Raw genomic sequence first — 23892 nt, forward strand, 5'->3', positions numbered from 1 at the left:
CTCCGTTGAGGGTAAAATTTTTGGGGTCGCGCGGGGAATTAAGAAACAATTGACCATTATCAATTAACACCATAACCCCACTTTGTCATCAACACCTAATTACAACAATGTGATTTTGTCTAACGGCGATCGCCCTTCCGCCCCCAAAACTAGAGGTTTGAGAACCATTAGGAGCATCAATTAAATTAACAACCGCTTCTATTTGCTCGAAAGTGGGCATCTTAGCTAAATTTTGCCCTAAAAATAGTTTTATCACCCTTCTTTGTAAACTTAGGTGCTGATCCTGTAACTTTTTACAGTCAATAGTATCTTGATTCGTAGCTACTTCTTTTAAAATTAATTGAGCTTGGGAATCTAAAAATTCTCGGTCAGCCCTCAAAATTTCGGCAGTTTGGGCGATATGGTTTTCCACTTGGGGATTAAATTCTTTTTGTAGATAGGGAATCAAATCAAGACGAATGCGATTACGAGCAAATTTTTTATTTTGGTTATAGCTATCTTCCCAGATAGGTAAGTTATATTTTTGGCAAAAGTTTCCTGTATCTTGACGGCTAAAACCCAATAAAGGACGCACCAACTCCACCTCATCAGTTAATTTTCTTTTCCAATATAGAGAGGTTAAACCATCACTTCCTGAGCCTCTAATTAAATTATATAAAAAGGTTTCGGTGCGATCGCTCTTAGTGTGTGCCGTCACCACATAATCAAAACCATGATTCATCGCCACATCTGTTAATACCTGATAACGCCATGTTCTAGCTGCTGCCTCTTTTTCAGGAATTTCATCCTGTGCCGTTTCTAAATATAAATCTACTCCCCAATTACTTGCAATGGCTTCTATATGTTCCGCTAAACCCTGATCCAAAGTCCAATTATGGTCACAATGGGCGATCGCCACTTTCCACTCCCATTTATCCTCTAAATCTAGCATAAGACGAGTCAAACAAAGAGAATCTTGTCCCCCTGATAACCCGACCAAAATTTTGCTAAACTTCGGTAAAATTTGTCTATTTTTTAAAAGTTGATGTAACCTTGCATGGTAATCACTCCATACCATTACAGCATTCCCCTTAATAAAAATTATGGTGGACATCGTTGTCCACCACTACCTATATTATTACTTTTCCAAAGCCTTTGACGAGGATTGAACTCGTGACCTCACCCTTACCAAGGGTGTGCTCTACCACTGAGCTACAAAGGCATATGGGCCGAGTTGGATTTGAACCAACGTAGGCATAGCCAGCGGATTTACAGTCCGCCCCCATTAACCACTCGGGCATCGACCCCTTTGTTTCACAGTTATATATTGTAACTAATATCTAATAAAAATGTCAACATAAATTTTGGAGAAGTTAAAAACCCACAATATAGACAAATATAAATTAACCATGCCACAGATAAAGTAGATTAGATAGAAGCACAAAAACCACCATTCAAAACCTCATACTTTTATGACATTATTAAGCAACTCCATATTTTGTGAATAATCAACATTACAACGTACCCTCCAACATTTTTTACCTTAACTACTTTTTTTAAACACAGAGGATATAGAACAAAATAACTATCTCTAAAATAATGATCGCAAATGACTTAAAATTAGTGGAAGTAACACAACCTCAAAAAAAACGAAGATTGTCATCCTTCTATAACCGTTAACCGTCAATCATGAATTATGAATTTGCCCCTACCCAAGAAACCTATCATCTCGTTGCCTTTTTGGTGTCCATGAACCTTGTCTTATGGTCAACCCCCATTGTCAAAACCATTGGCTTTAAAAGTGGTTATGTCGATAAACCAGACCCCAGAAAAGTACATCGTAAACCTATTGTCAGAATAGGAGGAGTTGCGATTTTTGCCGCCGTAACCTGTTCCCTCCTTATTGTGTGGTGGATGGGCGGATTTGGTATTTTACCCCCCGATCAAGACGCCGAAATTTGGGGCGTAACCATTGGGGCTTGTTTATTCTTCTTGATTGGTTTTGCCGATGATTTATTCAGTCTTTCCGCTGGTTTTAGGTTAATAGTACAATCCGTCGTCTCCAGTTTTGCTTGGTGGCAGGGAGTCAGGATTGATTTTCTTACTATTCCCTTTTTTGGATTAGTACAGATAGATCAATGGTGGCTTAGTCTGCCTATAACCATAATTTGGTTAGTGGGCATGGTCAACGCCATTAATTGGATTGATGGTTTAGATGGTTTAGCCGCAGGAGTATGTGGTATTGCCGCCGTGGTGATGTTAATTGTCAGTCTCTTTATGAATCAACCCGCCGCTGCCCTCATTGCCGCTGCCCTCGCAGGAGGTGCTTTAGGATTTTTAAGATATAACTTTAATCCTGCTCAAATTTTTATGGGAGATGGGGGAGCATATTTTATGGGGTTTCTTTTAGCAGGGGTTGGAGTTATTGGACTAGCCAAAACCGCCGCCGTGACTGCTGTAGTTTTACCCTATATCATCTTGGCTGTGCCCATTGTGGATATGTCCATTGTCATTCTTTCTCGTGTTATTCAAGGTAAATCACCTTTTCTAGCCGATAAACGACACTTACATCATCGTCTTCTTGACGCAGGAATATCTCAAAGACTCACTGTTTTATTTATCTATTCCCTAACCTTATGGGTAGGTAGTTTTGCCCTGATTTTTTCTGGTTTTCCCAGCGGAGGAGTTTATGTTATCGGTGCTACCATATTATTAATCTACATTTCTTGGCAGGTATGGCGTAATCGGCGAGTTAAAAGTGAGTAATAAAAAAAGGAGGGATGACCCCTCCTATAATACTTAAGTTAGTTTGCAATAAAGATTAATAAAATAACTTTGCAAATAATAAAACTAAATTATTCGGTGACAGTGGAAGTTAATTCCTCATCGGTAGTAGTAGTTTCTTCCACTACTTCATTGGTTTCTTCTGTAGCAACATTTTCTACTACTTCAACTTCTACCGTTTCTTCTTCAACGGCAGCCGCTGCCTCTTCACGAGCTTCACTAGCCGCTGATAATTTTTCACGATATGAAGCAGCCATTTCTTCAGCTTTTTCAAACACTAAATCCCGATTTTTTAACATATCACCAGGTTCAGGCTCTAATTGCTTAGTAGATAAGGAAATGCGTCCTCTTTCAGCGTCAAGATCGATGATCATAACTTTTAACTCATCGTTAACATTAAATACACTGTGAGGAGTATCAATGTGATCATGAGAGATTTCGGAGATGTGTAATAAACCACTAACACCGCCAATGTCGATAAAGGCACCGTATGGCTTGATACCACGAACAGAACCAACTACTACTTGAGCCACTTCCAAACCATTCATCTTACGCTCTACTAACGCACGACGATGACTTAGTACAAGACGATTACGCTCTTCGTCAACTTCTAAGAATTTTAAAGGTAAATCTTGTCCGAGTAAGTCCTCTTTAGCATCTTTTGCACTAATGTGAGAACCGGGGATAAAGCCTCTCAAACCTTCAACTCTGACTAAAGCACCACCTCTGTTCGTAGCGAATACGTTGGAATAAACGGTGGCATCTTCTTGTTGTAATTGGCGGACTCTTTCCCATGCGCGCATATACTCGATACGGCGGATAGAGAGGGTTAGCTGTCCATCTTCATTTTCATCGGTAAGGATGAAAAATTCTCTGGTTTCGTTGGGTTGTAAAACCTCGTCGGGGTTATCAACTCTGTTGATAGAAAGTTCTTGTACAGGGATATAAGCGGCAGTCTTTGCTCCGATGTCGATTAAGGCGCCTCTTTGCTCCATACTAAATACAGTACCGGGTACTACATCCCCAGGGCTGAAGTGATAGTCATATTGATCTAAAAGAGCGGCAAAATCTTCATGGGTAAAACCAATATCGGTTTTTGCGGTTTCTGTTTGACTGACCATAGGCATATTTTCAAAGGTGTTCAATTTACTTAGTTTTTTGATAATTACAAATATTTCCCATATACTTACAAAGGAGATTTATAAGTGATTTGGAAAAAATAAACATAGAGATTAATTTAAAAATTTAATACTTCTATTATTGAATTTGACACAGTTTTTGGTGAAATGATTTCCCTCAGTGTTAAACTGTTGGTTTTTCACTTTCTACTGTGTGGGATTTGGGTTAATCCCCTAAACGACAAGCCCAATCATCTAGCTTAGCATCAAACATGAGCTATTTTTTGGTTTAAGGTATATTATACAGAATTTTGAGCCGAGGATGTTGAGCAATTGGAGCAGAATGGTTATTTCTTAAGGGAATTTTTGAATAGGTGGGTGGAGGATGAAAAACTTTTTTTTAGAATCATACTAGGGTAACTAAAAAGTTGATAATGAAAGGGTTAAATAATGATTTTTCACGAAGTGAGTAGGCATAATTAAATCGATTTAGGCAAGGGGTTTAAACCCCTTGTTCATAAGAGTCTTAATAAAATAAGAGCTATAATTAATTTCGCCAACCTACTTAAACAGTATTTGCACCGCCATTGATTCGTATAATTGTGATTGTAATCACTATGAATTGATCAATGACCAATCCTTTTTTTAATCTTGAATATGAACCAGCAATGGAAAACTTGGGGGAGGATTATTATGATATTGTTACTCCTGCAGAGTTTCCCGAACACATACTGAGATTTGCCAATGAATCCCTCCTTCACGAAATAAGAATTGATGCTGATTCGGTGCAAGAAAAGGACTGGATTGAAGCATTTGGGCAGTTTAAGGGTTTATGTCCGCCCCTCGCTCTCAAATACCATGGTTATCAATTTGGACAATATAATCCTTCTCTAGGAGATGGTAGAGGATTTCTATATGGACAGGTAAGGGGGAAAGATGGTAGGCTCTATGATTTTGGTACCAAGGGTTCTGGACGTACTCCTTATTCTCGCACGGCTGATGGACGATTGACTTTGAAGGGGGGAATAAGAGAAGTTATTGCGGGAGAAACTCTCTATCGTCTGGGGGTAAATACATCTCGTTGTTTTTGTCTGATTGAAACGGGGGAATCTTTATGGCGAGGAGATGAGCCATCCCCTACTCGTTCGTCGGTGATGGTAAGATTTAGCCATTCTCATATTCGTTTTGGTAGCTTTGAACGGTTACATTATTTTCAAAGACCTGATTTAATCAAAAATTTATTAGATCATGTGATTTTTTATTATTATCCTCATCTTTGTGAGCAGGAAAACCCCTATCGAAAATTTTATGCTGAATTGGTGGAAAGGGTAGCAAAATTAGCAGCTCAATGGATGAGTGCTGGTTTTTGTCATGGGGTTTTGAATACGGATAATATGTCTATTACGGGGGAAAGTTTTGACTATGGCCCCTATGCTTTTATTGATAGTTATGATCCTAAGTTTATCGCTGCTTATTTTGATTATGGTGGACGATATAGTTATGGGAATCAGCCGATTATTTGTCGTCTAAATGTGGAGAAGTTACAAATACCTTTGTCGTTGGTAATGGCTTCTTCTGAGTTGGAGGAAGGGTTACAAAATTTTGATGGTTATTATGAGCAATACTATCAACAGTTTATGTTGAGAAGGTTGGGTTTTACGAATTTACCTGAAGATTTGGGCAAAAATTTAGTCACGGAAACTGTAAGTTTACTAAAGGATTCTCAGTATAGTTATCATGATTTTTTTGCTAGTTTAAGCAATGATTTTAATGATGGTTGGTATGATAATGCTGATTTAATTTTGGAAAATCAAAGTATTAGCTCTCATAATTTTCAAGGGTGGAAAGTTTTATATCATAAGGCTTTATCTTATTTTAAGAGAGAAGATTTAACACAAATAATTTCAATGTTGGAACGGTTTAATCCCAACAATATTCCTGTGCGTCCTCTTATTGAACAAATTTGGCAACCAATTAATGATGAGGATAATTGGCAGTTATTCTATGATTTTTTGGCGAAAATTAAATAATGAAATAGATATTTAAAAGTGGTATGCTGATCAAACTTTTCAGCTTTGTGTAAAACAAAAAACCCCCCTTTTTTTAAGGGGGGAAAGAACAATTTTAAGTATTTAAAATTATCTTACTTGGGGGCGATCGTATTTACGACTAGGTTTTCCACCGCCATAACTGGATTTGCCACGGTTATATTTACCACCGCCACGGCCGTATTTTTTACCGCCGACGTTGGGTTTAGGAGTAGCTGGGGGTGGTACTTCCCAATCTTGTTGTAACCATGCGGGGCAGTTTTGATCGTAAAGAATCTGTAAGACTGCTGCCGCGATCGCACTGGAGTCGTATTCTCCATTTAGTTCCTTAACCATAGGAAGGAAGGAAGCCAAACGCTCTCCACTGAGGGATTCTTTGATTTGCTCCTTGAGCTTAACCATCCTTTTTGCTTCTACGGTGGAGCGGTTAGGCACAACTTCCACAGTGATAGTTTGTTTTAAACGACGCTCAATTTGACGTAATAAGCGGCGATCGCTAGGTTCCACCAAAGCAATAGCTTTACCTTCCTTACCAGCCCTTCCCGTACGCCCGATACGGTGAATATAAGTCTCGGTGTTATCAGGTAAATCAAAGTTGAAAACGTGGGTTAAATCCGACACATCCAAACCACGGGCAGCAATATCCGTTGCTACCACTACCTTAATTTTTCCATCGCGCCAACGCTGAATCAAACGTTCCCTTTGTTGTTGGCTCAAATCACCATGGTATTCATCCACACTTTGCCCCGCTTCTTGTAACTTAGAAGTTAACTCGGAGGCAGTACGTTTGGTGCGCACAAAGATGATCGCCGATTGGGGATCTTCAATTTCCAAAATAGGTTGAATGGTCTTGATTTTTGACCAACCACGAGGCACCATATAAACTACTTGTTCGATGCGAGAAGGAGTATCCTGAGGTTTTTCCCCAGTTACATTAACCGCATCTGTCATAAACTCTTTTACTAACAGTTGAATCTCTTTGGGCATAGTAGCCGAGAAACAAGTGGTTTGACGAGAATCAGGGGTACGGGAGAGAATGGTTTTAACATCATCAATAAAGCCCATACTCAACATCTCATCGGCTTCGTCTAATACGACATAGCGTAAATTATCGAGCTTAAGGTGTTTACGATTGAGTAAATCAATAATACGTCCGGGAGTACCCACCACAATGTGAGATCCCTTTTCTAAAAAGCGAATTTGACGCTCCATAGATTGACCACCATAGACAGTGGTAACAAAGATTTTCTCTCTGCCAATTAAATCCTTAAAGGCTTCTGCTACCTGCTGAGCTAATTCCCTAGTAGGTGCGAGAATTAGTGCCTGTACACTTTTATCGCTTTTATCAATTCTGTCCAAAATAGGGAGAGAATAAGCGGCGGTTTTACCCGTACCAGTTTGCGATTGTCCCACAACATCACGACCTGCAATTAATTCAGGGATTGCGAGAGTTTGAATTTTAGTAGGAGTATCAAAACCAATATTTTCTAATTGGTTAACGAGAGTTTCTGAAAGTCCTAAACTTGCGAAAGAAGTTGTCATCTGTATTTTATTTTAATTGTGAACTGTAAAGATGTCTCCACAGATGAATTGGGGGAAAACCTGAAATGAAGCAAAACTGGTTAAGGGTACGGGATCAAAGGATTTACGGAATCTATAATTTCATAATATTATGGAATTATTCCCTACTTTTTGGTTCTTACTTCATAGTAAACTCTTCCTTGATATACAAGCCGTAAACGGTTGGTCAACCCAGTGAATAAAACTGGACTATAAATATTTACTGACTTATTTCAATTTCACCATAGAGATCATAGACATCGGCATCAGTAATTCTGACTGATGTTATTGAACCTAGGTTGGCTTCGCCACGGACATAGACTATGCCATCTACTTCGGGGGCAAAACGAGGAGAACGACCGATTAATTCTCCAGTGGCAGGGTTTTCTTGCTCGACCAAAACGGGAACTACTTTGCCGATTTCGGCTTCATTTTTAGCCGCCGCAATGGGTTGTTGTATTTCCATTAATTCATTTCTACGAGCGATTTTTACCTCTTCGGGAACTTGTTCACCTAAGTGGTAGGCTTTGGTTCCTTCTTCGGGGGAAAATGTAAACACTCCCACATGATCAAATTGATGCCTTTTTACAAATTGTAACAAATGTTTGAAGTTTTGTTGCGTTTCTCCCGGAAATCCGACAATAAATGTCGTCCGCATTACTGCGTCGGGGAGGGCGATCTTGATTCGTTCTATGATGCGATCGTTTACCTGACCCTGCCAAGGGCGGTTCATTGCTTTTAAAATATCTGGATCAGAATGTTGTAGGGGTAAATCCAAATAAGGTAGTACATTGGGAGTTTCTCGGATAGCCTCAATAACTTTGTCCGTCAAACCTGTAGGATAAGCATAATGGATTCTAATCCAAGGAATATCCACTTTCCCCAAAGCCCTTAATAATTCTGCTAATCTGGGTTCACCATAAATGTCAACGCCATAGTTAGTAGTAATCTGGGAGATCAAAATTAATTCTTGGACTCCTTGATCTGCCAATTGCTTGGCTTCATTTACAATAGATTCAATGGTTCTGGATCTTTGTTTGCCCCTTAAATGAGGAATAATACAAAAAGCACAACTATAATCACACCCTTCGGCTACCCGTAAATAGGCAACTCCTTCGGAGGTGGTGCGATAACGAGGTATATTTTCATCGGCAATATAAGTAGGTTGAGCGGAAACAGCTTTTACTCTTTCTCCTTTTTCAACCCTTTCAACGACATCAACAATATTTTGATAATCTCCTGTACCTACCAATGCTACCGCTTCGGGTAGTTCGGCTAGTAACTCTTCTTGGAAGTGTTGAGCCATGCAACCAGAGATAATAATTTTTTTATTATTTTCGGCTAATTCTATTAAGGTTCTGACAGACTCTTGTCTAGCAGATTCAATAAAACTACAAGTGTTGACGATCACATAATCGGCTAATTCCTCGGTATTATCAATTTGATAGCCTGATTGTGCTAGTAAACCGAGCATATGCTCAGAATCGATACGATTTTTTTCACATCCTAAATGAGAGACGGCGATGGTTGGCTTATTGCCCATATTCGATTGCGCTTTTTTTCCCTACGACTTTTGTTTTTAATATTTTTAGTATAGCTCTTCTATCATATCAGACTTTGGGATTTATCGCAGAAAAGATAAAAAGTAATTAATTATTTACAGCTAGATGTTTGTGGCAAACATTCAGAACCCCAGTAAATTGCTGGGGGATTTTTATTCATCATAAAAGGGTTATCAGGCGATCGCACTTAACCGTAAATCAGGATGATCCCCTTGAACTTGGTTAATGTTCCATTCATTCTTAAATAATAGTACAGGACGATCTAAAGAATCCTTAACCACCATGGTATTAAATAAACGACCCACCTTTTCAAGGGCTTCCCAACCATCAATTACCCACCGTGCCGCCCCGTAGCTCATAGGTTCTAGCCTTGAGTCCACATTATACTCATTCAACAAACGATGTTGCACCACTTCAAATTGTAACTGCCCCACTGCCGCCAAAATAGGATCACGGATAAATTCATCCTTGGAGTACATAATTTGTACAGCCCCTTCCTCCTGTAACTCCTGTACCCCTTTTTGAAATTGCTTGAACTTAGAAGGATTAGGGTTTTTGAGAAAAGCGAATAACTCAGGAGAAAAACTAGGTATCTTATCATACTCAATTTTTTTACCTAGATAGATGGTATCCCCAATGGCAAACATCCCCGGATTATTCAAACCAATCACATCCCCAGGATAGGCCTCATCAATAGACTCTCTCCCTTGGGCGAATAACTTTTGAGGGCGAGAAAGACGAATACTTTTGCCCGTGCGCGCATGGTTTACAGACATATCCTTCTCAAACTTCCCTGTACATACCCTCACAAAAGCCACCCTGTCACGGTGTCTGGCATCCATATTGGCCTGTAACTTAAAGACAAAACCACTAAAATCAGGATAAGTAGGCTCTAATTCTCCTAGAGTAGAGTTTCTGGGGGTAGGGGGCAACGCATATTCCAAAAAAGCATCGAGGAATAAACGCACCCCGAAGTTAGTCATGGCACTACCGAAAAATACAGGGGTCATTTTTCCTGCGTGAATAGCTTCTAAGTCAAAATCCGAACCAGCCTCACTGACTAACTCCAATTCCTCCAGGGTTTGCTCATATAAATCAGCTTCCAGATAATCCTTGATACTTTTATCCCCGTCGGGAATAATCATTTCTGGGGCTTCATCCTTACCATGGACGACTCTATCAAACAGATGATAAGCCTTTTGGCGACGACTATATACCCCTTTAAAGTAGTTACCCATACCCACGGGATAGTTAACCGCAAAAGTCTTTAGACCCAACTCTTGTTCGATCTCATCCAATAATTCTAGGGGTTCACGACCAGGGCGATCCATTTTATTAACAAATGTAAAGATAGGGAGCGATCGCAACTTACACACCTCAAATAACTTGCGGGTTTGAGGCTCTAAACCCTTAGCCGCATCAATCAACATCACCGCATTATCCGCCGCCGCTAGGGTGCGATAGGTATCCTCACTAAAATCTTGGTGTCCGGGGGTATCCAAAAGATTGATTTGATAATCACGGTAAGCAAACTGTAATACCGTAGAGGTAATAGAAATTCCCCTCTGCTTCTCCATTTCCATCCAGTCAGAAGTAACCTTTCTTTGTTCTCTTTTTGCCTTCACTGCCCCTGCTTCGTGGATAGCACCCCCATAAAGTAAAAGTTTTTCCGTCAACGTAGTTTTACCAGCGTCAGGGTGAGAAATAATCGCAAAATTGCGACGCTTACCCACCGCCTTTAATAATTCTTGTTCAATCGTTAAAGCCATATATTTATTAATTCATATTTACAACAAAAAATCAATCTTTCTTCCCAGTATCCATAGAGTCAGGAAGTTAGATGAAGCAAACTTTATCATTCAAATATCTAACTATTTCTCAATTATATTTCTTGGTCTAAAATCAAAATATTATTATTCCAAGTATTCGTAACTATATTACTCGACCCCAAGTCAGATAGCATATCCCATAACAACTATGGGGGAGAAACAAAATTTTACCCATAAAACAAATTACCAACCGAAGCCTTTTGTTATCCCTAATTATACACAAAAGTGGACTCCTATCATTAACCTTAAACTTTAACACAGCTAAAATCAAAGGATACATAGACCCAAGAAAAATGAATAGATAAAGTTAGAATAGATGTGAACACTAAAATTTAACCATTATTAAACCAATACGCAGGATTTTATGGTTCTTATTTTGATATTATGAACATAATAAATATTCCATCAAATATTATTTTAATAGTAATTATAGATCTATGTTTCGTAAAATTCCTTTAGCATTAGTTGGTTTAATTATTGGCTCAATCTTGACAGCTGTAGGCTTTGTAGCCTATGCAAAAGGAAACTCTACCCTGAACTTAGCGGGATTTTTCTACGGAATTCCCCTTTTGTTGGGAGGACTTGCCCTCAAAGCCGCCGAATTGAAACCCGTACCGTTTTCCAAAGAAACCCCCAAAGAAGTCCTTAGTCTAAGGGAAGCCCAAGCCACCGATACTCAAAACCAGCTAAGAAAAGATGTCACTCGTTATCGCTACGGGCAAGAAGCCCATCTGGACGAAGCCTTGGAGCGCATAGGATTAAGCCCCACAGATGAAGAAAGACCTATTCTAACTACTCTCAAAGAAATAGAAATTGACGGTAAATATACCCTAGTCTTACAGTTTCAAACCCCTTTAATTTCCAGAGAAATATGGGAAGAAAAGTTAGACAAAATTACCAAATTCTTTGGTCCAGGTATCACTGCTAAAATTCTCAGTTTTGATGATAATGTGATTGACTTAGCCCTTATTGCCTTATCTGAATCTAGTACCGTTGAAGTTGCCTAAAAACATCCCACAATAATGAAAGACACACAAAACTCTAGTCCTAATAAATTACTTCTCATTGATGATGATCCTAACCTAATTTTGTTGGTTAAAGATTATCTCGAATTTAATGGTTATCAAGTGTTGATAGCGAGTCAGGGCAGAGAAGCCCTCAGTATTTTGGAAAGGGAAACACCGGATTTAATTATTTGTGATGTGATGATGCCCGAAATGGATGGCTATACCTTTGTGGAAGAAATACGTCAAAATACCCAATGGAATCAATTACCTATCATCTTTTTATCAGCCAAAACCCAAACTCAAGATAGGATTAAAGGTTTAAATCAGGGGGCTGATGTATATTTAGTAAAACCTTTTGAGCCTGAAGAATTAGTTGCTCAAGTAAAATCTACTCTTAATTATAGTCAACGTCTGATCAATAGTAATGCTGTAGGGGCTGATACCAAAAGGATTCAAGTACCTAAGTCGGTGGAGTTAACTCCCACAGAAACAAGAGTAGTGAGTTTGGTTTCTCAAGGTTTATCAAATCGGGAAATATCTATTGAGTTGGGGGTAAGTCAGCGCACCATAGAGAGTCATGTGTCGAATATGCTCAACAAAACGGGTTTACATAATCGTACAGAGTTATCTCGTTGGGCGATTCAATCTCAGTTAGTCTAAATCTTTTCTTGACAATCTCCCCACTCTATTGGTTATAATGTATTGTGCAAATGAAAAAAGTAGTTTTTATTCTACTAAAGAGTATTTCACGATACTAAACCTGCCATCTTAGCTCAATTGGTAGAGCACATCACTTGTAATGATAAGGTTGTCGGTTCAAGTCCGATAGATGGCTTACAACGACTAGAGATAGATTACTCCAAACTTTCTCCCCCAATAACTATCTCCTCAATGCGTAAACTAGGGCCGGCGCACCCTACCGCCAAGCCAGATTGCCCTCCTTTCCCACAACCCCCTGACTCATCCCAATAAAAGTCATCCCCGATCGCACTTATTTGTGCTAAGGTTTTAAATACATTTCCTGAAAGGGTGACATTTTTTACAGGCTCGGCAATTTGTCCATCTCGAATCATCCACGCCTCCCCCGCGCTAAAAGTAAACATCTCTCCGTTTGTCATGCCTCCTAACCAATTAGAAGCATATACCCCCTCGGAAATATTGCTAAATAAATCCTGTACAGGAGTTTCACCCCTACCAATCCAAGTGTTAGTCATGCGGACGATGGGAGGATAATGGTAGTTGAGACAACGGGCATTGCCTGTGGGTTTTTCTCCCAATTTTCCAGCGGTTTCCCGAGAGTGTAAACGCCCCACCAAAACACCATCTTTGATTAACTGGGTGGTGGTTGCTTTGGTGCCTTCATCGTCATAATAATAACTGCCCCGATGTCCTTCGGGCATTGCCCCGTCAAAAATTTGCAAAAATTCCTCGCCAAATTTGCGCCCCATGGTCATTACTTCTAATAAATCGGGGTTTTCATAGGCCATATCAGCTTCGGAAAGATGCCCAAAAGCCTCATGGACAAATAACCCTGTCAAAATAGGGTCAATTACTACGGGATATTTGCCACCCTTGACGGAGGGTAAACTGAGGGCATTTACGGCACGAATGGAGGCACTTTCTACCTGTTTATCAAGGTTGGTTAAATCTTCATAACCTTTCCTTGTACCTGTGGTTTCTCGCCCCGTTTGTATTTGATGGGCTTTTTTGGCGATCGCACTAAAGCGCATTTCACTATCAATCCAAGACTGCTGTATCATGCTTCCTTCGGAGGTAGCGAGGATAATTTCTTGTTGGGCATCGTAATAGGTGACGGATGCGGAATTGATGTGAGGATGATAATTTTTGAGAATGTGATAGTAATGGTCACATAGTGCTTTTTTATCCCCCAATGGAATTAAACGGGGATTGGTGCCAATGAGGGGCAACCGACAACTTACCTCCACCGTTTCCACAGGGGCAAGAAGAGTCTCATCATCTCCTATGATACGGGCAAAGGCGATCGCCTCTTCGACCCTTTCTTTAAGCTGTGATAAATCATTAAAGGTAGCAAAACCCCAACCCCCTTTATAACAAGCCCTTACCTGCCCCCCTACGGATACCCCTTCGCTGAGGGTTTCTACCGCCCCATTTCTCAGGGCAATATTGGTACCTTCAGAGTTTTCTAGGCGAATACTTAGGAAATCTACTCGTTTTCGATACTGCTTGATTAAATCTGATAATAAATTGCGATAATCTTTCATTTATGGGGAGTTGCTAAATTGGGCTGTGATTTTTGGTTTAGGTGGAAAATGATAATAATAATTATCAATCATCAATTATCTCTTGTCTCCCAAATTCCTTTATTCATAATTCGGGCATAGTTTTGGGCATTGATTAAAATATCATCATATTTCCCGTCTGTGTAGGTTAAATTGGCGATCGCACTTCCATCCTCAATAATTTTTTGATTAATAAAATCATTATTTAGCCATACATAGGCAGAAAGTCGATCAAATGAATCTTTTGCGGTTAAATCAGTTTTAATGGTGATAGTAACAGAATTAAGAGGATTTTGAAGATTATTTGTAAGTAGATTGAGAATAGTTTTTTCTGCTGTTTCCTGCTGATTTTCAGGCACATCTAAACCAGTTAAACGCACTCGATAGGCTTGATTGTTGATAGCTACCTCAAGGGTTTGCCCACTGACAACCCGCACCAATTGCCCAGAAACAAAGTTATCGGATAAAACATTTTGTCCACAGGAGGATAATAGACAACAAAGAATAATTGAAAGCACAAACCCTTTAAAATTAGCCATTTTTAACCATCGAGTCCAAAATTAATCATCCTCAATGGGGAAACCAAAACGAACTTTTCCACGACCAAAATAACGTCCAAATTGTAATTCGTAAACCTCATCTTCGTCTTGGGTTTCTACCACTAAATCTGAGCGAGGATAACTTACACACAACAAAGCGTAACCCTCTTTTTGTAAATCAGGAGATAATCCCATGGCTTCAGGTTGATATACATCTCCTTCAATTACTCTTACCGCGCAGGTGGTACAGGCGCCATTTCGACAGGAAAAAGGGGCATCGGCATCTTGATTTTCGGCGGTTCTTAAAATATATTGATCTTCAGGTACTATGACAGTTTCCGTGGTGTTGGTTTGGCGGTTATGAATTGTTACCTTATAGTTTCGCATCGTGAATTATATAATTAAGTAAGTATATAGGCTTTCCCATAACAATTATAACTAAACTGGTCATTGAACAATGGGTCATTGACAATGGATAACTATGGCACAAGACATCAGAAAAGAAGTTAAAAAGGTATTGTTAATTACCCTCGTTTTAAATATGACGGTGGTGATAATTAAGGGGGTAATTGGTGTTTTAACTGGCTCTCTCAGTTTACAAGCAGATGCTCTTCATAGTGTCACCGATGGGGTAAATAATATTTTGGGTTTGGTGACAAATCAGCTTTCTTCTCCTATGCCAGATCGAGATCATCCCTATGGACACCAGAAGTTTGAAGCCCTTGGAGCATTGGGGGTTGCGGTGTTTTTGGGGATTGCTTGTTTTGAAATTTTTAAAAGTGCAATCGCCCGTATTTTTGCTCCCAGTGAAATTGTAACCATTGAGGTGGCAGAGTTGTGGTTATTGTTCTTAGTTTTGGGTATTAATATCTTTGTGGCTTTTTATGAGCGTAGAGTAGGCAAAAGATTAGGTAGTCAAATCCTTGTTGCCGATGCTAGTCATACCATGGGTGATGTGTGGGTGACAATCATCGTTTTAGCTGGACTTATGGGCATCTGGGCATCTAATCAGGGGTTTTTTATTCCTTTTCAAGCCCTTGATGTATGGTTGGCTTTTCCTGTGGCTTTTCTAGTTTTTAAGAGTGGTTGGGATGTCTTACAAAACAATATACCATGGCTGGTGGATCAAATGGCGATCGCCCCTGAAGCTATTTATCAAACCGTTATGGAAGTAGATGGAGTTATCAACTGCCACGATATCGCCTCTAGGGGTTTACTCGGCAGACAAGTATTTATCGAAATGCACCTTATCGTTAAACCCAAGGATGTAGAAACCGCCCATTTAGTTACTGAAGAAGTAGAGAAAAAACTACAACAAAAATTCCATCCTGTCCGCACTATTATTCATGTTGAGCCTTCATCCTATCAATCTAATCAAATTACTTTTGAAGAAAATTAAGAATCAAGAATTAATCACTGAATTATTTATCGAATAAAACCTCTACATCTCAAAACCTTAACGATGTCATACAAGCAATGAAAATTAGACTACCATGAAGATAGGTAATAAAGCTCCAAACTAATGAATTATCCCACGGTAGAAAATGTCCCTCACATAGAAAATTGGGCAATCATTAATCATCAACCTGTCACAGTTTCCCCCGAAGCTACATTTTTAGAAGTATTAAGAAAGTTTGATCAAGGATGCGATTGTTTAATTGTTGTTGATTGTCATATTCCTTTAGGGGTTATTACCATCGAAAGAGTAATAAAAATAATTACTACTGGGGTTAATATTTATTCTCTACGGGCAAGAAACTTTTGTCAGAGTTTTCCTTGTCAAAAAGAAACAGAATTAATAGACGTTTTTACCATTGCCCAAGGAATTTTTCAAGGAAAATATGATGTTTATGGTTGTTTAAATGAAAGGGATAATTTTAATGGTTATATTAATGCTAAAAGTTTAATTCGTTATCTTGTCACGGATTCTTTATATCAAAGAGTTACCTTAAACAGCATTTTTAAGCCTAATTTAATTGTAGTGGATCAGGGAGATAGTATTTTAAAAATAGCTGAAAAATATGTTGATAGCCTTGGGCAACATGGATTTGTTATTAATCATGATCAACAATTAAAAATAGTTTCTCCTCACGATATTGTCAAGGCTTTTATTGATACAAGCTGGGAGAATCCGCACCTACAAAGTTTAAGTTTAGGAGAAATTCCTTGTTTTTCTTCTAAAGAAAAAATCCCTACTATTGTAAATGTTTTACAACATAAATGGGCTGTTTTGGCACACCATCAAAATGGTACTTTAGAGCAGGAATTATCGAAGTCTTTTTGTGAGTTGGGTATAGGAAATATTTCCCACCATAGTTTTGTTGAAAAATTGAGCTTAATCACCCCTTCCCATTTAATAGAGGTACTGAATCCTCTTTGGCAACAAAATTATTTACGACAACAACAGCAAGAATTAGACTCTCTTAAAACGGCGGTAAGGTTAGAGCAAAAACAAGTTGAACAGGAAAAGTTATTATCTAGTCTTAGCTCTCGTATTCGCAAATCTTTGAAGTTAGATGATATTTTGGGGAGTACTGTCAATGAGGTACGTTCTTTTTTAGATTGCGATCGCGTGATAATCTACCAATTATACCCTGACGGAGACGGAGTGATTATCGCTGAATCGGCAGGACAAAACGTCATGTCCATTTTAGGTAGAGTAGTGCAAGACCATTGTTTTGCCAAAGACTTTATTAAACCTTATCTAAATGGTAGAATCCAAGCGACAGACAATGTTTTTACTGCCAATTTATCCCCTTGTCACCTCGATTTATTGTTAGGGATTCAGGTACAGGCAAATTTAGTTGTGCCTATTATTTTTCATGATCATCTTTGGGGTTTGTTGGCTGCCCAAAACTCCTTTACTCCCCGTCATTGGCAAAAAGATGAGTTAGATTTATTACAAAAATTAGCGGCTCAAGTGGCGATCGCCATTCAACAGTCACAGTCAGCCCAGAAAGCCTTTCAAGTGGCGAAATATCAAACAGCCATCGCCCACCTAGGTAATACAGCCCTTATCACCAACAACTTAGAAATATTACAAAAAACCACCGTCAAAATTATCGCCGAAACCCTCAATGTCAAATATTGTAACCTCCTCGAACTACAAGCCAATCAAGCCGCCTTTGTCCTTAAGGCAGGGGTAGGATGGCAGGATATGTGGCTAGGGGTCGCCAGAGTCGGTTCTTCTCCCCGTTGGATGCCGGGGTACACCATGACCGTCAAAGAGCCTGTCATTACCGAGGATTTGCTCGTAGAAACAAGATTTAGCCCTCCACCATTTTTGCACAACACCAACATTATTAGTGGGGCGATGGTGAATATTGGTAGTAATGATAACTACTTTGGTATCATCGGCGTATATAGCCAAAATCAACGGAAATTTAGCCCCGAAGAAATTAACTTTTTACAAACCGTCGCCAACGTTTTAGCTACCGCCACCCTGCGCACCAAATCCCAAAGACAGTTAGACTACTTTTTCAATTTATCCCTTGATATGTTTTGTATTGCGGGGGTTGACGGCTCATTTATACGGGTGAATTCCAGCTTTTCTACCACCCTCGGTTATGGGGAGGAGGAGATGATTAATAAAAATATGCTCTCCTTTATCCATCCCGATGATGTGGAAATCACCGCCGAAGAGTTAGAGAGATTGAGTCGAGGTTTTCCTAGTCAAAACTTTGAAAATCGTTGGCGCACCAAGGATGGATTATATCGTTGGTTGGCATGGAAGAGTTTACCCTACGAGGAGGGAACCTTTTACGCTGTAGCACGGGATATTACTTTGGCAAAACAAGCCGAGGAACAGTTACGCAGTTTAAATGAAGAGTTAGAAACTAGGGTAAAAGACCGTACGGAGGAATTAGAGCAAACCACTACCCAGTTACGCACCTTTGTACAAACCGCAGGGACAGTGTTGGTGGTACTAAATCAAGATTATCGTATCATGGAATGGAATGAGGAGGCGGAAAAAATATTTGGTTGGACGAGGGAGTCGGTATTAGGAGAAGATTACTTTTTATTGTTTGTTGCCCCCAGTGATAGGGATATTTTGAGGGAAAAACTAGATATTACCTTGGTAGAAGGTAAGGTACAACGGAATTTAGAAAGTAAGGTAATGGTGGCTGATGGCACTGAAAGGACTTTGTTATGGAATGTTAATCGCTTTACTGATGGTAAGGGAGAAGGTATTGGTATTATTGCCTGTGGGCAGGATATTGAGGAGGTAAGACTGGCACAACTAAGGCTAAAGTTGAGTGAAGAAAGATTCCGCAGTATCTTTAACCAAGCGGCGGTGGGCATTGTGCAGGTAAGTCTTCCAGGGAAGTTGGTTTTGGTGAATGATAAGTTTACTCAGTTGGTGGGCTACAATCGCCATGAGTTGTCGGAGATGGATTTCCATGCTCTCATTCATCCTGATGATGTTTCTGATACCCTCACGGATTTGTCGGAGTTGTTGGCTAGTAATCGGGCTACCTTTGAGCGAGAAATTAGGATAAAACGCCCCCACGGGGATTATCTTTGGATATATCTTACTATGTCGGTGGTGTGGGTATCTGTAGAGCCATCTTACTTTATCGCTGTAATTAATGATATAAGTGATCGCAAACAGGCGGAAGAATCTTTACAAAAAAGTGAATCCCGTTTGAATAGTGTTCTTAGTTCGTTACAGGATGTAGTATGGTCAATGTCTTTACCAGATATGAATTTGCGCTACATTAACCCTGCCTGTGAAATATTATATGGTCATTCTCCTGCGTCTATTTTGGCAAATCGGGGATTGTTATTGGATATGGTAGCGCCAGAATATCGTCAAGATGTGGAGAATACATGGCAGGAGATTTTGGAGGGTTATAAACTAGGAATTTTGCAAAATGAAACCAATAAAAGTTGGGAATTAGAATATAAAATTATTTTGTCCACAGGTAAAGAAAGATGGGTTAGAGAGCGATCGCACATAGTCTATGATAGATATGGTAGGGCTGTAAGTATTGACGGAATTTCTACCGATGTTACCCAACGTCACGAAGCCGAAGAAAAACTATTCAAATCTCTCCAAGAAAAAGAAGTCCTACTTAAGGAAATCCATCATAGAGTCAAAAATAACCTCTATGTCATCTCAGGATTACTCAACCTGCAATCAAGCTATGTAGAAGATGAGCAAGTGCGTAACCTTTTCCACGATAGCCAAAACCGTATCCAAACCATGGCAGTCATCCATGAACAACTATATCAGTCCGATGACCTTTCCGAAATAAATCTTGCCGACTACATAAACCGCCTCGTATCTAACCTTTTCCTCTCTTATAACAATAGCCGAGAAGGTATCAAACCCGTAACCAATCTCGCCGAATGTTATCTCAACATTGAAACCGCTATCCCCGCAGGTTTACTCATCAATGAATTAGTTACCAATGCTTTTAAACACGCTTTCCCCCACGGCAAAGGGGAAGTAACCATTAATTTATTCCTTAAAAATGAACAACATATTATCCTTGAAGTAAAAGATAACGGTAAAGGTTTTCCTGATGATTTAAACTGGGAAGAAAGTCCTTCTTTAGGCTTAAGATTAGTAAGGTTATTAACTCAACAATTAGACGCAGAAATTGAGGTTACTTCTTTTAAAAATGAAGGTACTTGTTTTTGTTTAGATTTTGCCCCTATTAGTTAAGAAAAGTAGCGTAATAAAGGTGGGGAATAGGCAATATTTTTTTATTTAGATATGTCAGTCTATCTAATATTTATATCTTCTAATTGTTTCTGTGTTGACTTACTTAAATTATATTGATCTACTGTCAATTTAATTTGTGTGATAATATCATTAATTAATGGCACAATGACAGAATTTCCAAACTGTTTATATGCCTGATTATCAGATACTGGAATTATAAAATCATCAGGAAAACCTTGTAATTTTGCACACTCACGGGGGGTTAAACGTCGGGGATTTTTATTACTTTGCTCAACTAAGATTTCTGAGCCATCCTTATAGTATCTAGCACTTAAAGTTCTAGTGTATTCAGATTTGTGATCAATAATTCCGTAGCCAAAACCATTTCCTTTCGCTTTGCTATTCTCTTTATGTTGTTGTAAATAACTCCATAATTTATCTGATAAAGTATATTTATTATCTACATTTTCTTCAAAAAGATCTTGTAATTCATACAATCTTTTTTGTGGTGGATTGGGAAAAATAAAATTGAGATCAGGAAAATGGTTTTGGTTAAAACAGATAATAAAAATCCTTTCTCTATGTTGAGGAAGATAGTATTTACCATCAATTACTTGAGAAAAAATATTATAACCTCTTTGGGATAATTTACTTTTAATCACCTTCCATGTATTTCCTTTATCGTGACTTTTTAAATTTTTGACATTCTCTAAAAAAATTACTTTTGGTTGATGATAGTCAATGATTCTTAAAATCTCAAAAAATAAATTACCTTGTTTTTCGTCATCGAAGCCATGCTTTCTGCCTAAAGATTGTTTTTTGCTCACCCCTGCAATGGAAAAGGGTTGACAAGGAAAACCTCCGCATAATAAATCGAAACTAGGTATTGTTTCTGCGGGAATCTCATTTAAATCGGCACAATGGATGTCTCCAAAGTTTGCTGAATAAGTTTGACAACTATATTTATTATGATCATTGGAGTAAACGCATTGTATTCCGTTTTTTTCGAGGGCTAGTCTAAATCCCCCAATCCCTGCAAATAAATCTATGGCTGTTTTGATTTGTTGTTGATTCAACTTTAATCTTTATTAATTAACTTATACATCTAATATTTTTTTATAATATCATATAAAAGGTTTAATAAATACCCAAACAAGATTTTAAAAGGCACTGTTATTATTTTCTGTTATCTCTTTATACTTTTCTCTTTGCAAGAGAATAAATAGATTTTATAAAACATTTTTTAGATGATCTTTGATAGTAAAAATATGGTTTTTATACATAATTTGATTGCTGTTCAATATTTTTATTGAGCCTTGATTAGAGTTATTTTTTCTTATAATATAAGTAGATAAAATTAAATCAAAACGACAATTATAATTTTGCCAAAGAGGGTTTTTAGAAAGAAATATTTGAGCAGTAGTATAAATTTTTTTCTGTTTATTTATATTGAGGGCTTCTAGTCCATTTTGATCCCAATTTTGTGGTTTACGGGTTTTAACTTCAATAAAAACTAGCTCAGAGTTATTGCTATCTAGGGCAATCAAATCAATTTCGCCCCATCGGCAATGCCATCGGTGGTGCAATATTTGGTAGTTTTGCGGTTCTAGCCATGTACTGACTATCTTTTCTCCTAACTCCCCTAGGGTGATCATGATTGGCTTAATAACTGTTTTCGAGGGATAATAAATGATAAAATATACTATGCTGTTTATTTAAAATAATCTTTAATATTAAGAAAATATGGATATTCTTACTTTAGGTTGGGTTGGTGTACTTTCTTTATTTACATGGTCTATTGCAATGGTAGTATGGGGGCGCAAAGGTTTTTAAGTTGTGGAATCGATCTCTATTCTCAATGTTTTATTTTTAGTGGCGATCGCCCTTTTGGTCCTTGTCAGTGGTGGTATATTATACTTAACAACCTTAGAATGGCGGGATCGTCGTAGGCGCGATCGAGATCAAAAATCTTGAATACAATGATAAAGGGGGGAACAAAGTGTCCCCTTTTTTGTCAAAAAAACAGATGGGGGGATAAACTTTACAATCTTGAGTAAGGTTTTATAATAATGTGTAAAAATTGAACTACATACAAAAAAGCATCTAATTTATGACAGTCAGTAATGTTGAGAAAGAAAAAAATCCTCTCCCTTGGATTATCGGAGCGATGATTGGGGGGATACTATTACTAGGCGGTGCAACCTATGGTATTTTGAATCGTCCTAATGCCACCAGTCGATTAGATGAAAACACAGTATCAGTTACCCAGCGCCCCTTAAACCTCGAAATCAGAGCCAGTGGGGTGGTTCAACCCGTGCAGAGTGTTAATATTAGCCCTAAAAATCCAGGTATTTTAACCCGTTTATTAGTAGAGCAGGGTAGCGTAGTAGAAGAAGGGCAACCCATCGCCGTAATGCAAAATGAAGAACTTTTTGCCCAAGGGGCTAACGCCCAAGCAAGGTTAGCAGAAGCCCAAGCAGGGGCGCAGGAGACGGATATTAGAACTCGTGCCGACTTACAAGTATTAGAGACAAGACTAGCTCAAGCCGCCGCCACCTTAGAGGAGTCAAGAAGACGCATCCCCCTACGCTCTGAGCAAGCGCGATCGCAACTTAGGGAAGCAGAATCAAGACTTAGACTGGCTGAGATTCAAGCCCAGAGAAATCAAGCCCTCCTCGAAGAAGGAGTAATTTCCCAAGATGAATTTGATAGAGTCGCCAATGAATTTTTAGTCGCCCAAGCCCGTATCCAAGAAATAGTCCAACGGATTCAGGAAATAGAAAATACTGCCGAGCCAGAAATTAGACGATTAGAAGCAAATATTGCCGAAATCCAAGCCTCTATGCAAGAAAGACAAGCACGGGGAGAAGCAGAAATCGAGCGATTAAGAGCCAACATTCAAGCGGCGGAAGCTAACCTGAAAATAGCAGAAATTCAATTTCAAGATACTTTTATCACTGCCCCTTTTGATGGCATCGTTACCCAAAAATTTGCCTCAGAGGGTGCTTTTGTCACTCCTACCACTTCCGCTTCGGCAACCACCTCCGCCACCTCAAGCTCTATTATTGCCCTCGCCAGAGGCTTGGAAGTCATTGCCAAAATTCCCGAAATTGATTTGCGTCAAATAGAAATGGGGCAACCTGTACAAATTATTGCCGATGCTTATCCTGATGAGGTGTTTGAAGGTATTGTACAAAAAATTGCACCTGAGGCGATCGTGGAACAAAATGTCACCTCTTTTGAAGTCACCATTGCCATCCCCCAACAACAAGAAAAACTTCTGTCAAGAATGAATGTGGAAGTCACATTTTTAGGGGAGCAACTGAATAGTAGTTTAACAGTGCCTACCGTTGCGATCGTAACCGAAGAAGGGGAAACTGGGGTAATGGTACCCGATGAAAATAATGAGCCTGAATTTCGCCCCGTAACCATTGGTGTATCGGTTAATGATCAAACTCAAATTTTAAGCGGATTGAGTTCAGGAGAAAGGGTTTTTGTGGATTTATCCAACTAATTTTTATAATGACAAAAAAT

The 23892-nt window shown here is 38.9% G+C and carries 19 protein-coding genes and 3 tRNA genes; 10 read left to right on the plus strand and 12 right to left on the minus strand.

Annotated elements, in window-relative coordinates; translation table 11 throughout:
* Positions 1-88 precede the first annotated feature (88 nt).
* The 3 genes from tilS to AA637_RS01700 form a co-directional block, all read right to left on the minus strand.
* Positions 89-1093 carry a tRNA lysidine(34) synthetase TilS gene (gene tilS, locus AA637_RS01690; RefSeq protein ID WP_446683618.1) on the minus strand — a complete coding sequence of 335 codons (1005 nt, stop codon included), beginning with the start codon at positions 1091-1093 and terminating at the stop codon, positions 89-91.
* Positions 1094-1129: 36 nt separating this feature from the next.
* Positions 1130-1201 (minus strand) — tRNA-Thr (locus AA637_RS01695).
* Positions 1202-1204: 3 nt separating this feature from the next.
* Positions 1205-1286: transfer RNA gene (locus AA637_RS01700), tRNA-Tyr, on the minus strand.
* Between the two features lie 382 nt (positions 1287-1668).
* On the opposite strand from AA637_RS01700, the gene AA637_RS01705 reads away from it, so the two are divergent.
* On the plus strand, positions 1669-2745 hold the full coding sequence (locus AA637_RS01705) for a glycosyltransferase family 4 protein (RefSeq protein ID WP_069789283.1): 1077 nt from the start codon (positions 1669-1671) through the stop codon (positions 2743-2745).
* An 89-nt stretch (positions 2746-2834) separates the two neighbouring features.
* On the opposite strand, the gene AA637_RS01710 is transcribed toward AA637_RS01705, so the two are convergent.
* Positions 2835-3884, minus strand: a complete 1050-nt coding sequence (locus tag AA637_RS01710; RefSeq protein WP_446683619.1) for a 30S ribosomal protein S1 — start codon at positions 3882-3884, stop codon at positions 2835-2837.
* A 626-nt stretch (positions 3885-4510) separates the two neighbouring features.
* Between AA637_RS01710 and AA637_RS01715 the strand changes: the two genes are divergently transcribed.
* The gene (locus AA637_RS01715; RefSeq protein ID WP_446683620.1) at positions 4511-5911 is read left to right on the plus strand and encodes a protein adenylyltransferase SelO; all 1401 of its coding nucleotides are present in this window, start codon (positions 4511-4513) and stop codon (positions 5909-5911) included.
* A gap of 108 nt (positions 5912-6019) precedes the next feature.
* Here AA637_RS01715 and AA637_RS01720 read toward each other — a convergent pair whose 3' ends face one another.
* From AA637_RS01720 to AA637_RS01730, 3 genes are all read right to left on the minus strand, one after another.
* Positions 6020-7471, minus strand: coding sequence for a DEAD/DEAH box helicase (locus tag AA637_RS01720; protein ID WP_446683621.1), 1452 nt, complete (start codon positions 7469-7471; stop codon positions 6020-6022).
* A gap of 238 nt (positions 7472-7709) precedes the next feature.
* Positions 7710-9032, minus strand: a complete 1323-nt coding sequence (gene rimO, locus AA637_RS01725; protein WP_446683622.1) for a 30S ribosomal protein S12 methylthiotransferase RimO — start codon at positions 9030-9032, stop codon at positions 7710-7712.
* Between the two features lie 192 nt (positions 9033-9224).
* Positions 9225-10820 carry a peptide chain release factor 3 gene (locus AA637_RS01730; protein WP_069791498.1) on the minus strand — a complete coding sequence of 532 codons (1596 nt, stop codon included), beginning with the start codon at positions 10818-10820 and terminating at the stop codon, positions 9225-9227.
* A gap of 497 nt (positions 10821-11317) precedes the next feature.
* Between AA637_RS01730 and AA637_RS01735 the strand changes: the two genes are divergently transcribed.
* From AA637_RS01735 to AA637_RS01745, 3 genes are all read left to right on the plus strand, one after another.
* On the plus strand, positions 11318-11887 hold the full coding sequence (locus tag AA637_RS01735) for a DUF2854 domain-containing protein (protein ID WP_446683623.1): 570 nt from the start codon (positions 11318-11320) through the stop codon (positions 11885-11887).
* 15 nt (positions 11888-11902) lie between these two features.
* Positions 11903-12547 carry a response regulator transcription factor gene (locus AA637_RS01740; RefSeq protein ID WP_446683624.1) on the plus strand — a complete coding sequence of 215 codons (645 nt, stop codon included), beginning with the start codon at positions 11903-11905 and terminating at the stop codon, positions 12545-12547.
* 102 nt (positions 12548-12649) lie between these two features.
* A tRNA-Thr gene (locus AA637_RS01745) sits at positions 12650-12722 on the plus strand.
* Positions 12723-12741: 19 nt separating this feature from the next.
* Here the strand turns inward: AA637_RS01745 and AA637_RS01750 are convergent.
* From AA637_RS01750 to AA637_RS01760, 3 genes are all read right to left on the minus strand, one after another.
* Positions 12742-14130 carry a TldD/PmbA family protein gene (locus AA637_RS01750; RefSeq protein WP_446683625.1) on the minus strand — a complete coding sequence of 463 codons (1389 nt, stop codon included), beginning with the start codon at positions 14128-14130 and terminating at the stop codon, positions 12742-12744.
* A 71-nt stretch (positions 14131-14201) separates the two neighbouring features.
* Complete coding sequence (locus AA637_RS01755; protein ID WP_446683626.1) at positions 14202-14687, minus strand: thermonuclease family protein; 486 nt, start codon at positions 14685-14687, stop codon at positions 14202-14204.
* A gap of 21 nt (positions 14688-14708) precedes the next feature.
* A complete protein-coding gene (locus AA637_RS01760; RefSeq protein WP_446683627.1) occupies positions 14709-15074 on the minus strand; it encodes a 2Fe-2S iron-sulfur cluster-binding protein in 366 nt (121 codons plus the stop codon).
* Between the two features lie 94 nt (positions 15075-15168).
* Between AA637_RS01760 and AA637_RS01765 the strand changes: the two genes are divergently transcribed.
* Both AA637_RS01765 and AA637_RS01770 read left to right on the plus strand, forming a co-directional pair.
* The gene (locus tag AA637_RS01765) at positions 15169-16086 is read left to right on the plus strand and encodes a cation diffusion facilitator family transporter (RefSeq protein WP_446683628.1); all 918 of its coding nucleotides are present in this window, start codon (positions 15169-15171) and stop codon (positions 16084-16086) included.
* Between the two features lie 123 nt (positions 16087-16209).
* On the plus strand, positions 16210-20358 hold the full coding sequence (locus AA637_RS01770; protein WP_446683629.1) for a PAS domain S-box protein: 4149 nt from the start codon (positions 16210-16212) through the stop codon (positions 20356-20358).
* A 59-nt stretch (positions 20359-20417) separates the two neighbouring features.
* Here AA637_RS01770 and dcm read toward each other — a convergent pair whose 3' ends face one another.
* Together dcm and AA637_RS01780 are read right to left on the minus strand one after the other, a co-directional pair.
* Complete coding sequence (dcm, locus tag AA637_RS01775; RefSeq protein ID WP_446683630.1) at positions 20418-21434, minus strand: DNA (cytosine-5-)-methyltransferase; 1017 nt, start codon at positions 21432-21434, stop codon at positions 20418-20420.
* Between the two features lie 153 nt (positions 21435-21587).
* Positions 21588-22013, minus strand: coding sequence for a YraN family protein (locus AA637_RS01780; protein WP_446683631.1), 426 nt, complete (start codon positions 22011-22013; stop codon positions 21588-21590).
* 88 nt (positions 22014-22101) lie between these two features.
* On the opposite strand from AA637_RS01780, the gene petN reads away from it, so the two are divergent.
* The 3 genes from petN to AA637_RS01795 all read left to right on the plus strand — a co-directional run bounded on the left by petN (position 22102) and on the right by AA637_RS01795 (position 23872).
* A complete protein-coding gene (petN, locus tag AA637_RS01785) occupies positions 22102-22191 on the plus strand; it encodes a cytochrome b6-f complex subunit PetN (RefSeq protein WP_015222656.1) in 90 nt (29 codons plus the stop codon).
* Positions 22192-22194: 3 nt separating this feature from the next.
* Positions 22195-22332 carry a hypothetical protein gene (locus tag AA637_RS01790; RefSeq protein ID WP_201150088.1) on the plus strand — a complete coding sequence of 46 codons (138 nt, stop codon included), beginning with the start codon at positions 22195-22197 and terminating at the stop codon, positions 22330-22332.
* 136 nt (positions 22333-22468) lie between these two features.
* Positions 22469-23872, plus strand: coding sequence for an efflux RND transporter periplasmic adaptor subunit (locus AA637_RS01795; protein WP_446683632.1), 1404 nt, complete (start codon positions 22469-22471; stop codon positions 23870-23872).
* The last annotated feature ends 20 nt before the right edge of the window (positions 23873-23892 follow it).

The organism is Cyanobacterium sp. HL-69, assembly GCA_002813895.1.
Classification (GTDB): domain Bacteria; phylum Cyanobacteriota; class Cyanobacteriia; order Cyanobacteriales; family Cyanobacteriaceae; genus Cyanobacterium.

What these genes read in the sequence shown, in the direction of transcription:
- tilS (WP_446683618.1), bottom strand. Translation starts at nt 1,093, where the DNA reads ATGTCCACCATAATTTTTATTAAGGGGAATGCTGTAATGGTATGGAGT.
- AA637_RS01705 (WP_069789283.1), top strand. Translation starts at nt 1,669, where the DNA reads ATGAATTATGAATTTGCCCCTACCCAAGAAACCTATCATCTCGTTGCC.
- AA637_RS01710 (WP_446683619.1), bottom strand. Translation starts at nt 3,884, where the DNA reads ATGGTCAGTCAAACAGAAACCGCAAAAACCGATATTGGTTTTACCCAT.
- AA637_RS01715 (WP_446683620.1), top strand. Translation starts at nt 4,511, where the DNA reads ATGACCAATCCTTTTTTTAATCTTGAATATGAACCAGCAATGGAAAAC.
- AA637_RS01720 (WP_446683621.1), bottom strand. Translation starts at nt 7,471, where the DNA reads ATGACAACTTCTTTCGCAAGTTTAGGACTTTCAGAAACTCTCGTTAAC.
- rimO (WP_446683622.1), bottom strand. Translation starts at nt 9,032, where the DNA reads ATGGGCAATAAGCCAACCATCGCCGTCTCTCATTTAGGATGTGAAAAA.
- AA637_RS01730 (WP_069791498.1), bottom strand. Translation starts at nt 10,820, where the DNA reads ATGGCTTTAACGATTGAACAAGAATTATTAAAGGCGGTGGGTAAGCGT.
- AA637_RS01735 (WP_446683623.1), top strand. Translation starts at nt 11,318, where the DNA reads ATGTTTCGTAAAATTCCTTTAGCATTAGTTGGTTTAATTATTGGCTCA.
- AA637_RS01740 (WP_446683624.1), top strand. Translation starts at nt 11,903, where the DNA reads ATGAAAGACACACAAAACTCTAGTCCTAATAAATTACTTCTCATTGAT.
- AA637_RS01750 (WP_446683625.1), bottom strand. Translation starts at nt 14,130, where the DNA reads ATGAAAGATTATCGCAATTTATTATCAGATTTAATCAAGCAGTATCGA.
- AA637_RS01755 (WP_446683626.1), bottom strand. Translation starts at nt 14,687, where the DNA reads ATGGCTAATTTTAAAGGGTTTGTGCTTTCAATTATTCTTTGTTGTCTA.
- AA637_RS01760 (WP_446683627.1), bottom strand. Translation starts at nt 15,074, where the DNA reads ATGCGAAACTATAAGGTAACAATTCATAACCGCCAAACCAACACCACG.
- AA637_RS01765 (WP_446683628.1), top strand. Translation starts at nt 15,169, where the DNA reads ATGGCACAAGACATCAGAAAAGAAGTTAAAAAGGTATTGTTAATTACC.
- AA637_RS01770 (WP_446683629.1), top strand. Translation starts at nt 16,210, where the DNA reads ATGAATTATCCCACGGTAGAAAATGTCCCTCACATAGAAAATTGGGCA.
- AA637_RS01780 (WP_446683631.1), bottom strand. Translation starts at nt 22,013, where the DNA reads ATGATCACCCTAGGGGAGTTAGGAGAAAAGATAGTCAGTACATGGCTA.
- petN (WP_015222656.1), top strand. Translation starts at nt 22,102, where the DNA reads ATGGATATTCTTACTTTAGGTTGGGTTGGTGTACTTTCTTTATTTACA.
- AA637_RS01795 (WP_446683632.1), top strand. Translation starts at nt 22,469, where the DNA reads ATGACAGTCAGTAATGTTGAGAAAGAAAAAAATCCTCTCCCTTGGATT.